This window comes from Nocardia thailandica NBRC 100428, assembly GCF_000308795.1.
Taxonomy (GTDB): Bacteria; Actinomycetota; Actinomycetes; order Mycobacteriales; family Mycobacteriaceae; genus Nocardia; species Nocardia thailandica.
In genome coordinates this window covers 17374-32184 of sequence record NZ_BAGK01000311.1, presented here as the reverse complement: position 1 = coordinate 32184, position 14811 = coordinate 17374, and the positions used below count along the sequence as shown (strand labels likewise).

The following is a 14811-nucleotide window of genomic DNA, read 5'->3' as shown; positions in this document are numbered from 1 at the left end:
AGTGCGCCGGTCGTTGTTCGCGAGGGCGCACCGCGGAGCGAGTTGCCAGTGGCTGTTGTGAGGTGGCGGTGGCTCAGTTGATGTCGATGGTCCCGTCGAAGATCAGTGGTGTCGAACCCGGCTGGCAGCCGCGGAAGCTGGTAGTCGGCATCGGGATTCCATAGCCGATCCGATTCGGCTCCCCGTTGACGCCCTTGGTGACGGTGATCTGGATGGCCATAGAGTCCGGTGCGAACATCATGACCGGTTCGGCCGTCGTGATCGGATAGATCAGCGAGACGGTGTTTCCGTTGATCGTCAGACAGGTCACCGGGCCGGTCACCCGCACCGGTAGCGGCATATTCCCCAACCGTCCGCTCGCGACGTAGGTGCCCGTCGCCGGGCCGTCACCTGTTCCTTGGGCGTCGATATGCAGCACGTTCATGCCCAACACCTGCATATTTCCGTCGATCGAGACCGAGCCCGGGTCAGCGGCGGCCTGTCCAGCGCCCGCGGCGATCGCTGCGGACGCCAGGGCCGCGGATGCGGCGAGTCGAGTGAGCTGAGTAATCATTTGGTATGCCTCCTCAGTTGATGCTCCTGCGAGCCGTATACCCGGCATGAAGGCGTTGACGCCGACCGTCTGCCCCGGACGCATCGTGCCGGTACCGACAGGATCTGTCCCCATGGTGTGCAACGGGGACAGATCCTGTGGATGCGAAGCTGCGCGTCACGCTACGCCCTGTGTCGATAGTTGCCGTGAAGGCTTTCTCGCGAGGCGCGTCACTTCGGTGCTGGCACTGCGGATGGTCGGTGTGATCAGGCCAGGTCGACCGAGACGACCTTGGCGGCGCCGACTACCTTCTCGATCCACGTTCTTGTTTCCGTGGGCACCTCCTTGTCGATCCGGAGGATGACGGTGGCGCCTCCAGGATCGACATCCTGTGCCAACTGGGCAGCCTTGATGTCGACTCCGGCTTGGCCGAGAACTGTTCCGATGTAACCCAATTGGCCCGGGCGGTCCTCGTAGTTCAGTACGGCCAGGTTCAGGCCCTCGGCGCGCATGTCGTAGTTGCGGCCGTTGATGTTGACGATCTTCTCGACCAGGTTCGGCTCGGTCAGGGTGCCGGCCACGTTCAGGGTCGAGCCGTCGCCGAACATGGCGCGCAGGTCGACGACGCTGCGGTGGTTCGGGCTCTCGGTGGCGGTGGTGACCTCGGCGGTGATGCCGCGCTCCTTGGCCAGCGCCGGGGCGTTGACGAAGGTGACCTGGTCCTCGACCAGCGCCGAGAACACACCGCGCAGCGCGGACAGCTCCAGCACGGCGACGTCCTGCGAGGCGAGCTCGCCGCGGACCTGCACCTCGACGCTGACGGGCAGCTCGTTGGCGATGGCACCCAGCAGCGCGCCCTGCTTGCGGACCACGTCGAGCCACGGCGCGACGACGTCGTTGACGGCGCCACCGGTGACGTTCACCGCACCCGGCACGAACTCACCGGCCAGCGCCAGCAGCACCGACTTGGCGACATCGGTGCCCGCGCGGTCCTGGGCCTCGGCGGTGGAGGCGCCCAGGTGCGGGGTCACGACGACCTCGGGCAGCTCGAACAGCGGGCTGTCGGTGCACGGCTCGGTCTCGAACACGTCCAGACCGGCGGCACGCACGTGGCCGGACTTGATCGCGTCGGCCAGCGCCTGCTCGTCGATCAGGCCACCGCGCGCGGCGTTGACGATGATGACGCCCGGCTTGGTCTTGGCCAGGGTCTCGGCGTTGAGCATGCCCTTGGTCTCGGGCGTCTTCGGCAGGTGGATCGAGATGAAGTCGGCGCGCTCGAGCACCTCGTCCAGGCTCAGCAGCTCGATGCCCAGCTGGGCGGCGCGCGCCGGCGAGGTGTAGGGGTCGTAGGCGATGATCTTGGTCTCGAACGCGGCGAGGCGCTGCGCGAACAGCTGGCCGATCCGGCCCAGGCCGATGACGCCGACGGTCTTGCCGAGGATCTCGACACCGTTGAACTTGCTGCGCTTCCAGGTCTTCTCGCGCAGGGTGGCGTCGGCGGCCGGGATCTGACGCGCGGCGGCGAGCAGCAGGGTGACGGCGTGCTCGGCGGCGGTGTGGATGTTGGAGGTCGGCGCGTTGACGACCATCACGCCACGCTCGGTGGCGGCGGGCACGTCGACATTGTCGAGGCCGACACCGGCGCGGGCCACGATCTGCAGCTTCTTGCCCGCGTCGAGCACCTCGGCGTCGACGGTGGTCGCGGAGCGCACGAGAATCGCGTCGGCCTCGGGGACCGCGGCGAGCAGCGCCGGGCGGTCGGGTCCGTCGACCCAGCGAACCTCGACACCGTCACCGAGCGCGTCGACGGTCGACTGGGCGAGCTTGTCGGCGATCAGAACTACAGGACGGCCTGCTTGGCTCACTGTGGGGTACTCCTCTGGGCTGGGTTCGACGGTGAGGACATGTCGAACGAAAGACATTATCTACGTAGTTAGACAGTAGATACGGGCGAGGGGGTACAGCAACCGATCCGAGGTGTGGCGCCCGCCATGTACTGCCGGGCAACCGCCCTGAGCCTGCCTGAGGAGGACCGGTCTGCATGACCGGTTGACTGCGCCTATCCGCCGCGGTTTCACGTTCGGGCAGCCGGGTAATGCACCGACGACCAGCGGGACTTGTCGTCGAGGAGGAATTTCATGGGTACCGTCGCTGAACTGCTCGACTCGTATCCGGCCGATCTGGGCCAGGTCGACCGGAACGTGCTTGCCACGTGCATCGAGCGATGTTTCGAATGCGCACAGGCCTGTGTTGCCTGCGCGGATGCCTGCTTGAGCGAGCCGGGCGTGGCCGAAATGGTCAAGTGCATCAGGTCCGATCTCGACTGCGCCGACATCTGTGACGCCACGGGAAGAGTGGTGTCGCGCCACACCGGCTACGACGCGAACGTGACCCGGGCAGTCCTCGAAGCGTGCGCCACCGCGTGCGCGAGCTGCGCCGATGAATGCGAACGCCACACCGCGCACGAACACTGCCGGGTCTGCGGGCAGGCATGCCGGCGCTGTGAAGCGGCGTGCCGGGAGTTGATAGCAGCACTCGGCTGAGGGCCCACTCGGTGCGCCCGGGCAGCCGATCCCGCATATCCGGCGCAGACACCGCGGCACCCGTCCGCGCCGATTACGAGCACCCGAGAGCAAGGACTACGAAGGAGCAGCGTAGATCCAGCGGCGGTGGCAGGTGTCTTCCGTCATGCCTTTCGGGCATCGAACACAGAGACGAGCGCTGCGGATACCAAGGCCGACAGCACGACTGTCCCGGTGACCAGTTCTGCCGACCAGGCCACTCCCGGGCCGAGCTGCAAGGCCATGAACTGCGCCGACCACAGTGCCGCCGGTAGCGCGACCGCGACCACCGTCACTGTCGGCACCCGGGGCGCCCAGGCTGCGAACACCGCGACGAGAGCTTCGACGACCAGCCCAGCAACGACAGCGGCCACCACGACCGAGGGCCGAGTGAAGTTCTGCACGGTTTGAGCGAGGACGGCCAACCCGGTGACGAAGGCGGTGATCGCACCGACGGGCAGCTGCCGCCGCATCAGCAGCAGCGAAATCGGCAGCACGATCAGTGCGGTGGTGACCAGGTAGGCGCCGAGTCCGGCCTGGGCAGGGATCTCGGTGGCGTAGTGCTCGGGGGTGCCTTCAGGGAAGTCGCCGACCGCGTGCAGTGGCGCGTCGGTGGTGAACGCGGAAACGTAGCTGAGGGCGAAGCCGATGATCGCGGTGATCGCGATGGCGGCGATGATTGCGGGCGCGGCCCATATCGGCGCCGACGGCTGTTTGATCTGGGTCGCGCGCAGCGGGCCGGAGAACAGCAGCACCGCCCCGGTGAACAGCAACAGGTGAGTCGGGCTGATCAATGCGTCGAGCCCGGACTCGACTCCGAACCTGATGTGCCACACCATGTCCGCGACCCCGGCGGCGGAGAAGACGCCGACCCCGGCCAGGGACCAGCCGTATCCCCGGGGCATCGACACTGCCGCCGACATCAGTGACCGACCTGCTTGGCGACGCCGCACGCCCATCGCCAACAGCTGGGCGGCCGCGGCACCGATGCCGGAATACAGCAGCAGATGCCACCAGGTGAAGAACGAGTCGGGCAAGTCCAGGTAGTGCGCACGCCCGTCCAGATGCACTGACACCACGATCCACACGCTCGTGGCGGCCATGGCGAGATCCTCGCCCGTGGTGCTGTCAGCGGTTCGCGACCCGACGCCGACGCGGTGAATCGATTGCCTGTTCGCCACGATCGGGCCTCCTTCGATCCCGCAGGCCCAAGTGCCCCGCGTCACTATCATACCCCCTATAGGTATCAAAGCAAAAGGTCGATACCTATACCCCCTAGGGGTTTACATTCGCGAGTTGATGTCGTAGCGTCTCTCCTCGGAAAGCAACGCCACCACAAGGAGACTCGGCCATGAGCACCATCACCACCACGAGCACCTACGTCGTTTCGGGCATGTCCTGTGGCAGCTGCGTCGGCAAGGTCACCACCGCGCTCGGCAAGCTCTCCGGCATCGACGACGTCGACATCGATCTCGCCACCGGCGCGGTAACCGTCACCGGCACCAGCGCCGCAGACGCCGGACTGATCCAGGCCACCGTCGAAACCCTCGGCTACGAACTCGTCCAAAGCTGACCTCGACCGGCCGTCGTGTAATCGACCCCCTTCGATGACACGACGGCCGGGCATCGGGGGCCTCACAGCGTCCCAGGACGGTCGCCACCCTCAGCTACATCCGGTGCCTCGCACCGACACAGGACCAGAAGGACACCCCCGATGACCTCGTTGTTCGCCCACCGCGACTACCTGCGGTTGTTCACCGCGCAGATGACCGCGTTGTTCGGCACCGGCTTGACCACGGTCGCGCTCGGCCTGCTCGCCTACGAACTCGCCGGCGCCGACGCCGGCGCGGTGCTCGGCACCGCGCTGACCATCAAAATGCTCGTCTACGTCACCGTCGCCCCGATCGTGGCCGCCTACGCCGACCGATTCCCCCGCAGACTGTTCCTGGTCACGCTCAACATGATCCGCGGCGGCGTCGTGCTCGCACTGCCCTTCATCGACCAGATCTGGCAGATCTATGTCCTGATCGCGATCCTGCAAACCGCCTCAGCCGCTTTCACTCCGACCTACCAGGCCGTGATTCCCGACATCCTGCCCGACGAACGCGACTACACCCGGGCGCTGTCGGCCGCTCAGCTCGCCGCGACCATGGAAACGCTGCTCAGCCCCATGCTGGCCGCGGCTGCGTTGACCCTGATCAGCTTCCACTGGCTGTTCGTCGGCACCGCCATCGGCTTCGCCGTCTCGGCCGCCCTGGTGGTCTCGACGCGCATTCCCGACGCCGGAGCAACGACCCAGGGCAGCTTCGCGAAGCGCATCGCGGTGGGCATGCGGATCTTCGCCGCCACACCACGGCTGCGCGGGCTGCTGGGGCTCAACCTGGTCGTCGCCGCAGCGGGCTCGGTGATCATGGTCAACACCGTCAACTACGTCCGCGACACCCTCGGCGGATCACAAACCGGGGTAGCGATGCTGTTGGCCGCCAACGGCTTCGGAACGATGATCATCGCGCTGTCGCTGCCGCGAGTTCTCGACCGCACCGGCGCCCGCCCGGTGATGCTGGCCGGCGCGACGACACTGATCCTCGGCCTGGGCGCGGCGATCGCCCTCTCGACCGCCGACGCCGGTCAGTGGCGGTGGGCTGCCGCGAGCGCGGTATGGGCACTCATCGGCGCCGGAACTGCCGGCGTGCTCACCCCGACCGGTGCGATCCTGCGGCGCTCGTCGCAGCCCGCTGACCGCGCGGCACTCTTCGCCGCCCAGTTCTCGCTGTCGCACCTGGCCTGGCTGCTCACCTACCCGATCGCGGGATGGCTGACCAGCGCCACAGGTTTCACCACCACCTGGGTGGTACTGGTTGCGCTGGCCGGGCTCGGCGCCACTGTCGCGGTGCGCAACTGGCCACGCAATGAACCCGCCGAGATCACCCACCTGCATGAGGTCGGCACCATCGACCCCGCCCGGCTGGCCGACGCGATCCGCATCAGCGACCGCATCTACCAGCACACTCACCCGTTCGTCATCGACGACGCACACCGACGCTGGCCCCGCGAAGCACGCGAACCTGTCCTCGTCGGATAGGGGGCAGGGATGCCCAGCACATCCCATATAAGGGCCCTGAGCATGTGATCGAGAAGTAGGTGGGGCCGCACACCACGGTGCGGCCCCACCTACTCCGGGAAAGACGAAACGACGATGCGTACCTCCACTGCTGCGATCCTGCGGATCGCTCGCCACCCGGCCACCCGAGCCGTCGCTGCCTGCGTCCTCGCCTGCGGTGCGGAAGCGCTCCGCGTCGCGCACGCGGGCCAATCGGTCAAGTCTCAGCGGCGCCGCGACTCCGCAAGCACGTAAGACCCGCAGGGCGCTAGACGACCACAGGGCTTCGAGCGAGCCGACGGGCTCACTTTTGTCCCAGCAGTGTCTCCATCTGGGCGATCTCTTGCTGCTGTGTCGCCACGATGGTCTCTGCCATCTGTTTTGCCTGAGGGTTGGTTCCAGAGGTGATCTCGGTTTGGGCCATCTCCACCGCGCCACGGTGATGGTCGATCATCATCTGCAACCACATCTTGTCGAACTCCGGCCCCGACATCGCCTCGAGCGAGGACATCTGCTCCGGTGACATTATGCCGGGCATGTCATGGTTCATCGCGCCGCCAGCGGCGGGGTCCGGCTTTCCGGCGCTCGCCAGCAGGGATTGGATCTGGGTCATCTCAGGCTGCTGGGCTGCCTTGATCCCGGCCGCGAGGTCGATGACCTGCTGGTCCTGGGAGCGTGAGGGCACCAGCTCCGCCATCTGCACGGCCTGCTCGTGGTGCGGGTACATCATCTGCAAAAACGTCACGTCGGCATCGTTGAAGGTGCCCGCCGGGGCGATGCTGGTGGCCGCACTCGTCGAGATGGCGGGAGTCGTCGAGGAATGATGGACCGGTGCGGAATCGTCGTCATTACCGCAGCCGACGACGACCAGGGCGACCAACCCGATACAGGGAATGAGCCTTCCAGCGATGATGGAACGTCGAGACATGTGAACTCCTCGGGAGTCGGGACATGACCTTCACGTTGAATCACAGACCTGCAGGCCGCAGGGCCCGATAACCTGGCCCGCGGGAGAACATTGGCGGCACCCGGAGGACAGCGCAGCACAGCCTATCGCTTCGGCTCGTTCACATCGGCATGGACGGGAACATCATGTTCCACATGTCGCGCCGCATATTCATCATCTGCATGCACATCCCGGGCATCACGCTCACCTCCTCGCGCGCACCCCCACACAGCCCGACTACCCCCGACTGCTGGAAGTATGCCCGCCACGCCCGTTCCCTGGCTCGAGGCCTGTTCAGGCGGGTTCCAAACCGGCCCGGATAACTGTGATGAGGCGGGCAACCGCGGCGTCGGACGATGCAGCGATAGCGGCATCGAGCGCGTGTAAGCAGTAGCTGGCCAGCTCACCGGCAGGTGTGTCCGTCCTCACCGCGCCGGCCGCGGCGGCGGCGGCCACCGCATCGGTCATCAACTGACGCAGCCGTTGTTCGGCATGGTCGACGTGCGGACCGCTGTGGCGCGCCATCGCGCCGAGATCGCTGTCGTGACGGTGCCTGGACTCGCGAAGAATCCGCGCATAGGTGCCCAACAGGACATCCAATCGTTGCGACGGGTCAGTTTCGGTTGCACTCGCCGCCACCAGTTGTTCCAGGTGGTGACCGATCTGGCGCTCATGCCAGGCGGCAAGGATCGCGCCCACGTCGGGGAAGTACTTGTACAGCGTTGCCCGCCCGATCCCGGCCTGCTCGGCGATCTGGGACATCGTCACCGAGGCGACCCCGTGCTCGATCGCCAACAGCGCGGCCGCGTCCAGGATGGACTCGCGCACCGTGCGGCGGTGCGAATCAATCGTCTCGCTCCACAACTTCGGCACCTGCCCAGGATACATCCTGCCATTGGTGTAGACAGACTGTTCGTAATCGAGACATACTGTCTTGAAAACTCGTTGTGCTCGATCCGGAGGACTCCTGATGACCCACAGCTCCCCGCAACGCCCCCACGGCCCGAATACGCCCCGCTGGGTAATAGTGACCGGAGTCGTCGTCGCGCTTCTGGTGGCGCTGCTCGTCGTCGGACTGCTCGTCAGCGGCGGCCAGCACGGGCCCGGGCGACACGCCCAGTCGGCCGTGGCACCGACCAGCGAAGAGCTCGTGCGGTGCTGAGTCGGCGCAGGCGCAAACTCGCCCTCACCCTGCACGTCAGCATCTCGGTCGGCTGGCTCGGCGCGGTCCTCGCTTTCCTGGCCTTGGCCGTCGTCGGGATCACCACTTCCGACGTGCAACTGGTTCGTGCGATCGACCTCGTCGCCCGACCACTGGCGTGGTGGGTACTGGTGCCGCTATCGGTGGGCTCACTGGTGACGGGCATCGTTCAATCCCTGGGGACACCATGGGGTCTCATCCGGCACTACTGGGTGCTGTTCAAGCTCGCACTCAACGTGATCGCGACGGCGATCCTGATCCTCTACACCCGCACGGTCGACCACTATGCCGCCATCGCCGAGCGACCGGCTTCCACACTGCCCGAGCTTCGGGCGCCGACCTTCGTCGTCCACGGTGCGGCCGCAGCCGTCGTTCTGGCTGCCGCGATGGTTCTGGCAGTCTTCAAGCCTCGCGGCCTCACCCCCTATGGGCTACACAGACGACAGGACGCTGCTGAAGTCCGTTCATCCGCACCGTGATCCAGCAGGTCACACGAGGCCTCTCGAAAAACCCGGTGATGGAGCTGCTGCCACTCATCGGCGGCTTCTACTCCGACCGACGGAAGGGATTGGCCGGCCATCATGCGCATCCTGCGGCTGAACTCCTTTCCGAGAACTATCGTGACTCCGGAATCCGACGGTCGAGGGTAAGCATTGTCGGCCCGGCCCCCACCGCGGACAGCCGTGACAAGCGTTGAGTCTGCTCACGCTTCTGCCGCAGGTAGGTCAGGGTCAGGTCGAGGCCTTCGATCTCTCCGACCCATGCCTCGCGTTCGGCACGGGCTCGCCGCTCCAGTAGATCGGCTTCGATATCGTCCAGGCGGCCAATCATTTTCGGGTTGATCGTCAGCATCGGGCACCGGATACAAGCGTGCTCGTGCTGGCACGGTGACCCGTACGGGCGCGCGCACCCGCCGAGTTCGACCTTGCGCTGATCGAAGTGCTCCTCGAACTCGCTCCACTCGGCCTCGGTGACCGCGGCGTACTCGTCGGCCGGGCGCAGGCGCCGCCGGGCGGCGAGGTGGGATTGGTAGTGGCGCACCACGTCTTCGTCGAACACGGTGACGTAGCCGCGGAAGGTGTCGAGGTCGAGGTGTCCGAGCAGGGCCGCGCCGATGTGGACCGGCAGACCGCTGTTGGCCAGCTCGGTGGCGAACAGGCGCCGGAAGTCGTGAGGGGTGAAGTGCATCTGCGCGAAGGCCGGGTTCGTCTCGGCGAGCGCGGCGCAGGTGTCGCGCAGCCAGAACACGATGGTGCCCGCCGCGATCACCGTGCGGGCCATGCCGACCTGGCGTTGGAACAGGTGCGGCAGCGGCGCCGACCAGATCTTGTCCTGGGTGTCGTAGCGTGGGATCACCGCGATGGTCTGCCCGCCGGCGGTGTGGCGGGCGATGATGCGGGCGATGACGTGGAACAACTCGGCCGACATCGGGATGACCCGCTCGCGGTCGTTCTTCGACGGCGCGATCACCAGCAGCGCGATCACTTCCCCGTTCGGGCGCCGGTACTGGCGGATGCTGAGGTGGGTGAGCTCGCACAGCTCCTCGATCCGGATCCCCGAGGCCCGCAGCACCTCGACCACCGCCCACCGCCAGAAGCAGTAGTCCTCGGCCTGGGTCTGATTGACGACCTCACCGGAGGCCACCATGCGCAGCCGGACCACGGGCTGTCCGGCCCGAACCCGCGCGCGAACGCTGACGACTCGTTCGTAGTCGGCCTGGCCGAACCGGAACCGGGTCACCCCGGCAGCCGCGGCCGCCTCAGCGGCGGCCAGCAGGTCGCGGGCGTGCTCGTAGCGGGTTTCGACGTACTCGACCAGGGCCGGGAGCAGCGGTTGGCGCACGCGGATACGGTCGTCGATACGTTCCTTGACCCGGCGGCGGCGTTTGCCCGCGCCACGCAGCTCGCCGTAGCGGACCGGACACGGCGCCACCCACGGCCCCCACCGCCCAGGGTCCTCCACAGCCCAGCTGTGCAGGTCGGCGTAGAACCCGCGCACCGAGACGACGATGTTCTCCGGATGCAACCGCCGCTCCGGCGCCTCCCCGTTCTTCGGCTCGCGCCAGTTGATGGATTCGCGCCACTGCGCATAAACCGGCTCCGCCAGAACGAAATCCGTTTGGGCCGGGTTGATCTCGGTGATTCGGTTCCAGAAGTAGCCGACCAGGTGTCGGGCCAGGTTCTCGAGGGTGGCGTAGTCCAGCTCCGCGCTGCGCCGCGACAGGTAGTCGATGAACACCTGCCGCACCGCGGCGCCGGGCACGCCGTGATGGTCGACCATCTCGGTGACCGAGCGCCGGCCCCGATACGCCGAGGCGCGCGGGCTCGGCGGCGTCGACGCCGGGAAGTGCCCCATCTCGCGCAGCACGTGCCAGGCCAGCACGCCACCGAACTTGCGGGTGTCACCGGTCGCACCGATGGTCACCCCATGGCGGCGGCACTCGTAGGTGTAGTGCAGCAGCGCCGAGGGGGTGAGGTCGGCCAGCGCGATGCCCTGGGTGGTCAGCGCCGCGCACACGTCGAACATCGCGTGCACCCGATCGACATGCGCGGCGTCGGTGTATGCCAGCACCGCGTCGAACAGCCGGTCCAGGCCGGGATCGGCGGCGATCATGCGGAAGGTGTCGGGATAGTTGCTGAACCGATAAGAGCGGAAGCTGGGCACCGACGGCGTGATCACCCGCAGGCAGAACAGGATCCGCACCCCGGTGACCGCGTCCTTCTGCACCCGCCCACCCTCGGGAAACAGCACGTCCCCCAGCGAGATGTGACGCTCGCCCAGGCCCGCGGCCGTCCACCGCTGCTGCCAGCTCTCGCCCGCAAAGCCAGCCAGGTGCTCGAGGACCGCCCGCACGCCGCGCAGACGCGAGAACATCACCGTCCGTGTCGCATTCGGCCATACCCGCCGCGTGGCCGCTACGATCTCGCCGACCGAGGCCGTACCCAACTCGCCCTGCGGGCGCGGCGGATTCGCCGGGGCGGGCGCCGGCGCGGCCTTGGTATCGGCGTGGAACCGGGTGATCAGCCCGTGGCTGTCCTCATGCAGGTGGCGCGGCCGCCGGCTGCGCGCGGTGTAGGTCAGCGGCGGCGCGCTCGAGGTCTCAGCCACCGAAGACCACCGCCACGTCGGCGGCGTCGTAGCCGACCGGGTAGGAGACCTGCGGGCGCGGGCGGGCGTAGTGCTCCTGGATCCGGTCGAACATGTCCTCGATCCGGACGCCGGTGTAGACCCCCAGTGTCGACAGGTTCGCGTGCCGCAAGATCCGCTGAACCTCGGGCAAGGTCAGCTTCGCATCGCCCACGAGCCGGATCGCGGCGGTGTGGCGCAGGTCGTGCCAGGTCCAGTTCGTACCGAGCCGATCATTCGCGCGCTGCAACACCCGCCGCAGCGCCCAGTACGACAGCGGCCGCGCCTCGCCGCGCAACGTCCGCAGCACCGGCTGGCCGGGCGCGGGCATCCCCGCTCGGGCGAGGTAGCGCGCCAAGTACACGAACGCCTCCGGGTCGACGGGGATGTCCTGGCGAGCGCGAGAGCCCTTGCTCACCACCCAGATCCGCAGTCCGGCCCAGTCGATGTCGTCGGCGCCAACGGCGAGCAGCTCGCGCTCGGTTGTCTTGCGGGCGACCTCGGCTGCGATCCGGGTGCGGTCGATCGCGGAGGTGAGCAGCGCACGCGCGTGTTCGGCTTCCCTGCCCAGGTCCTGGCGTTCCCGGGCCGTCAACGGGGTTCGAAGCAGCTCGGCGTCGAGTTCCTTTCGCCGGCGCGCCCATTCTTCGAGGACCTCGACGGCCGGGGCCGCCGGACCGTGCTTGATGTCGGCGATCAATGCCTGCAGACGGCTCCGCAAATCGGCCATTGAAACCCCCTCGTCGATGGAAGGCGTATCGTCGCACGCCCCACCGACATCCGTCAGGCGCTACCGCTCTGACCTGCACCGATGACACGTCCCCGGCCGGGTAGGTTTCGAGTGTCAGAGAAGGTGTGCGTTCGTCCGGATCGTCTCCAGGCACTGCTGAAGCGTTGGTTGCGTGCCGTAGACGAGCTGCATCGCACGCCGGTAGCCCGAGTTCAGCACCCGGGAGGAATCCAGGTCCAGCAGCGGGCTCTGGCCGAATCCGGCTTCGGGTCGTGGCGTGTAGCTGAAGCCAGCGCTCTCGCTGTGCTCGTCGACGTCGGCGCAAAGCTGTGCGATGCCATCGGGCCCGAGTTCTTCCAGCGCGGCCACGACCTCGGCGTTGCCGAGCAGGCAGTGGATGTCGTAGAGATGCCGCGCATTGCGCTGCAGCGCGGCCACAGCCTTCTCATCCGGGGCACGGGAGGCGCCGTCGTGCAGCGCGGCCAGCTTCTCGAACAGAGTGCGTTCCGGGGCGAGGACTTCGACCGCGAACGGCGCGAACTCCTCCCACGTGTCGGGGGTGTCTCCGAACACCTCGATCGCGAAGTCGGCGATCATGGATCGGATCTCACGCTTGTGTGTGGGGAAGGTGCCGCCGCGGGTGCCCATTTCCAGAAGTACGCCCTCGGTGATCGCGCGCTCGGCCGTCTCGGAGGGGGTCACGCGCGCTGGATACCGGTAGCGAACATTGCGCTTCACCCCGGTGGTCGCCTCTTTGCCCTCCATGGCGTCCTTGCCGATTCCGAGGTGCTCGACCACGGCGTCGCGCACTCGTTTGAGCGCCTTGTCGCGGGTTCCGGTGCCGGCGCCGACCTCGGGGAACACCACGAGTAGGTCGATGTCCTCGGAGAATCGTTCGATCAGTCCGTAGACGCGCGAGAGCGACGTTCCGCCTTTGAAGATGACGGTGAGCGGGCCGGTGCCGGTTTGCCCTGTCACGTCCACGGGGAACGTCGCTGCTCGCAGAACCTCCATGGCCCAGAAGTCCTTTTCCAGAAAGGTCTGGTCCAGCTCGAGTTGCTCGGCCGCGGCGGCGATCAGCGCGGCCAGGTCGTCGGGGTGCTCACGCAGCGCAGGCATCAGGCAAGCATGCCCGATGCCCGCAAGTCCTCACTGAGCCGGATCAGGTTGTCCCGCAGGGCAGGTGAGCGCTCGCCTTCCGCGGCCGCGGTGAGCTTGCTCCAGCGCAGCTTTCCCGCGGTGAGCGCCTGGCCTACCGCTGCGCTCATCGCGTTCCATCCACCGTCGACCGTGGTCTCCCAGTCGCCGCGAAGCAGTTCGAGGACCGCGATTTCGAGCGGGCGCAGTGCCGCGCGGCGAAGGTTGTTTCGCTTGGAGATCTTCACCCCGGGGATCGAGGTGGGGACTGCGCCGGTGACCACCATGGTTGGTTTCGCCGGCACCTGCGTGGTCAGGCCGAACGCTCGCGCAGCGGAGAACCCCGTCGGGCCCGCGCCGGTCTTGCCCAGTATCTCGGCAGCGATAGCTTCCGGCGAGGGGCGCGTCATTCCATAGCGGGTCCGGACACCCTTGAAGTACAGACCGCGCCGAATCGGCACCAGGTCGCCGCGCTTGTGTGCCCGCTTGATCGCCGATGTGGCGGCAGCAGTGGTTCCCGGCAGGCGGTTCGTGTGGACGAAGCTTCCGGCCGGGTAGGTTTCCAGCGCCTTGCCGGCGAGACCCACTGCTGTGCTCATGACATCAAAGCGTACCGAAAAGATGTCACGAAAACGATCCAAGTGACCCAAATCAATCGTCACAATCACGCAATTGACCTGCCCAAACCAGCTCACCTCCGCTCAACCTCACTCGGGCGGAAGCCCCTCAGATCCAGAGGGATGGCTGCCGCCACGTTCGGGGGTGCGACAACGACGCCTGACCTGGTAAAACGACACGTCCCCGCACGGATAGCGAACGATGAACCAGCCGGCGGCGGACGGGTCCACCTTCTCGCTAGGCACCCGCGCCCGAGGAGCCGACCGCGCCGAGCAACGACTCCCCGGAGGACTAGACGACATGGACACGCACTTTCAGATCCTTGGCCGGCTGCCGACTGTTGCCGAGTTCCAGCACCTGAGGGCGGGCGCGGGCTGGCACGTGCCCGACGACGACGCCGCCTCGGCCGCCCTGGCTGGTTGCATCACCGGTGTGGTCGCCGTAGTCGACGAGTCCTCTGCCGTAGGGATGGCCCGGATGATCAGCGACGGCCGCCTGGTCGCGCTGATCACCGATGTTGCCGTCGATCCTGACTATCGCGGGCAGGGCGTGGGTAGGGCCTTGGTTGACCACCTCACCAGCTGGGCGACGGCCCGCAACTTTCCTCATATCGCGCTCGGTGCCGCTGATCACGTTGCCGGGTTCTACCTGCGCGCAGGGTTCTCGCGCACGGGCGACTATCTCCGCGCACCCGGGGCGTGAGGTTGCAGCAGGTTGTCTAGCACCGAACGGTCGCGATCGTCGCCAGCGCGGCAGCAGCTCGGGCAATCGCTGGGCCGAATTCGATAGCCGAGGGCAGGGCCGCTGCTCCGGCGCCACCAGCAACGGGGCACCCCGCCGCTCCCCCTGCGCCGATGAGC

The 14811-nt window shown here is 67.2% G+C and carries 15 protein-coding genes; 6 read left to right on the top strand and 9 right to left on the bottom strand.

Annotation, left to right across the window (positions count from 1 at the left end; genetic code table 11):
• Positions 1 to 73: 73 nt before the first annotated feature.
• Together ON36_RS36530 and serA are read right to left on the bottom strand one after the other, a co-directional pair.
• A complete protein-coding gene (locus tag ON36_RS36530) occupies positions 74 to 553 on the bottom strand; it encodes a hypothetical protein (RefSeq protein WP_043661588.1) in 480 nt (159 codons plus the stop codon).
• A 245-nt stretch (positions 554 to 798) separates the two neighbouring features.
• Positions 799 to 2397 carry a phosphoglycerate dehydrogenase gene (serA, locus tag ON36_RS31850; RefSeq protein ID WP_043661584.1) on the bottom strand — a complete coding sequence of 533 codons (1599 nt, stop codon included), beginning with the start codon at positions 2395 to 2397 and terminating at the stop codon, positions 799 to 801.
• Between the two features lie 273 nt (positions 2398 to 2670).
• On the opposite strand from serA, the gene ON36_RS31845 reads away from it, so the two are divergent.
• Positions 2671 to 3075, top strand: coding sequence for a four-helix bundle copper-binding protein (locus ON36_RS31845; protein WP_043661582.1), 405 nt, complete (start codon positions 2671 to 2673; stop codon positions 3073 to 3075).
• A gap of 143 nt (positions 3076 to 3218) precedes the next feature.
• Here the strand turns inward: ON36_RS31845 and ON36_RS31840 are convergent, their stop codons facing one another.
• On the bottom strand, positions 3219 to 4274 hold the full coding sequence (locus ON36_RS31840; protein ID WP_157225135.1) for a hypothetical protein: 1056 nt from the start codon (positions 4272 to 4274) through the stop codon (positions 3219 to 3221).
• Positions 4275 to 4444: 170 nt separating this feature from the next.
• On the opposite strand from ON36_RS31840, the gene ON36_RS31835 reads away from it, so the two are divergent.
• Together ON36_RS31835 and ON36_RS31830 are read left to right on the top strand one after the other, a co-directional pair.
• Positions 4445 to 4666, top strand: coding sequence for a heavy-metal-associated domain-containing protein (locus ON36_RS31835; protein WP_043661577.1), 222 nt, complete (start codon positions 4445 to 4447; stop codon positions 4664 to 4666).
• A gap of 141 nt (positions 4667 to 4807) precedes the next feature.
• Positions 4808 to 6175 carry an MFS transporter gene (locus ON36_RS31830; protein WP_043661575.1) on the top strand — a complete coding sequence of 456 codons (1368 nt, stop codon included), beginning with the start codon at positions 4808 to 4810 and terminating at the stop codon, positions 6173 to 6175.
• A 322-nt stretch (positions 6176 to 6497) separates the two neighbouring features.
• Here the strand turns inward: ON36_RS31830 and ON36_RS31825 are convergent, their stop codons facing one another.
• Positions 6498 to 7121 carry a DUF305 domain-containing protein gene (locus ON36_RS31825; protein WP_245558292.1) on the bottom strand — a complete coding sequence of 208 codons (624 nt, stop codon included), beginning with the start codon at positions 7119 to 7121 and terminating at the stop codon, positions 6498 to 6500.
• A gap of 312 nt (positions 7122 to 7433) precedes the next feature.
• Positions 7434 to 8012, bottom strand: a complete 579-nt coding sequence (locus ON36_RS31820; protein ID WP_043661695.1) for a TetR/AcrR family transcriptional regulator — start codon at positions 8010 to 8012, stop codon at positions 7434 to 7436.
• 97 nt (positions 8013 to 8109) lie between these two features.
• Between ON36_RS31820 and ON36_RS31815 the strand changes: the two genes are divergently transcribed.
• Positions 8110 to 8301 (top strand): hypothetical protein, encoded by a 192-nt coding sequence (locus ON36_RS31815; RefSeq protein ID WP_052314606.1) that lies wholly within the window; start codon positions 8110 to 8112, stop codon positions 8299 to 8301.
• Positions 8295 to 8819 (top strand): DUF2269 domain-containing protein, encoded by a 525-nt coding sequence (locus ON36_RS31810; RefSeq protein WP_083885593.1) that lies wholly within the window; start codon positions 8295 to 8297, stop codon positions 8817 to 8819. Before ON36_RS31815 ends, ON36_RS31810 begins: the two co-directional genes overlap by 7 nt.
• Before the next feature lie 136 nt (positions 8820 to 8955).
• Here the strand turns inward: ON36_RS31810 and ON36_RS31805 are convergent, their stop codons facing one another.
• The 4 genes from ON36_RS31805 to ON36_RS31790 all read right to left on the bottom strand — a co-directional run bounded on the left by ON36_RS31805 (position 8956) and on the right by ON36_RS31790 (position 14028).
• Complete coding sequence (locus ON36_RS31805) at positions 8956 to 11448, bottom strand: site-specific integrase (RefSeq protein WP_218001269.1); 2493 nt, start codon at positions 11446 to 11448, stop codon at positions 8956 to 8958.
• Positions 11441 to 12196 (bottom strand): tyrosine-type recombinase/integrase, encoded by a 756-nt coding sequence (locus tag ON36_RS31800; RefSeq protein ID WP_083885592.1) that lies wholly within the window; start codon positions 12194 to 12196, stop codon positions 11441 to 11443. Before ON36_RS31800 ends, ON36_RS31805 begins: the two co-directional genes overlap by 8 nt.
• Positions 12197 to 12310: 114 nt before the next feature.
• Complete coding sequence (locus ON36_RS31795) at positions 12311 to 13315, bottom strand: nucleotidyl transferase AbiEii/AbiGii toxin family protein (protein ID WP_043661570.1); 1005 nt, start codon at positions 13313 to 13315, stop codon at positions 12311 to 12313.
• Entirely contained in the window at positions 13315 to 14028 is a 714-nt protein-coding gene (locus ON36_RS31790) for a hypothetical protein (protein WP_157225134.1), read from the bottom strand. Before ON36_RS31790 ends, ON36_RS31795 begins: the two co-directional genes overlap by 1 nt.
• Before the next feature lie 223 nt (positions 14029 to 14251).
• Between ON36_RS31790 and ON36_RS31785 the strand changes: the two genes are divergently transcribed.
• Positions 14252 to 14653, top strand: a complete 402-nt coding sequence (locus tag ON36_RS31785) for a GNAT family N-acetyltransferase (protein WP_052314604.1) — start codon at positions 14252 to 14254, stop codon at positions 14651 to 14653.
• The last annotated feature ends 158 nt before the right edge of the window (positions 14654 to 14811 follow it).

Bases quoted from the DNA above. Each gene is read 5' to 3' on its own strand.
- ON36_RS31795 (WP_043661570.1), bottom strand. From the start codon at position 13,315: ATGCCTGCGCTGCGTGAGCACCCCGACGACCTGGCCGCGCTGATCGCC.
- ON36_RS31845 (WP_043661582.1), top strand. From the start codon at position 2,671: ATGGGTACCGTCGCTGAACTGCTCGACTCGTATCCGGCCGATCTGGGC.
- ON36_RS36530 (WP_043661588.1), bottom strand. From the start codon at position 553: ATGATTACTCAGCTCACTCGACTCGCCGCATCCGCGGCCCTGGCGTCC.
- ON36_RS31835 (WP_043661577.1), top strand. From the start codon at position 4,445: ATGAGCACCATCACCACCACGAGCACCTACGTCGTTTCGGGCATGTCC.
- ON36_RS31815 (WP_052314606.1), top strand. From the start codon at position 8,110: ATGACCCACAGCTCCCCGCAACGCCCCCACGGCCCGAATACGCCCCGC.
- ON36_RS31785 (WP_052314604.1), top strand. From the start codon at position 14,252: ATGGACACGCACTTTCAGATCCTTGGCCGGCTGCCGACTGTTGCCGAG.
- ON36_RS31825 (WP_245558292.1), bottom strand. From the start codon at position 7,121: ATGTCTCGACGTTCCATCATCGCTGGAAGGCTCATTCCCTGTATCGGG.
- ON36_RS31800 (WP_083885592.1), bottom strand. From the start codon at position 12,196: ATGGCCGATTTGCGGAGCCGTCTGCAGGCATTGATCGCCGACATCAAG.
- ON36_RS31830 (WP_043661575.1), top strand. From the start codon at position 4,808: ATGACCTCGTTGTTCGCCCACCGCGACTACCTGCGGTTGTTCACCGCG.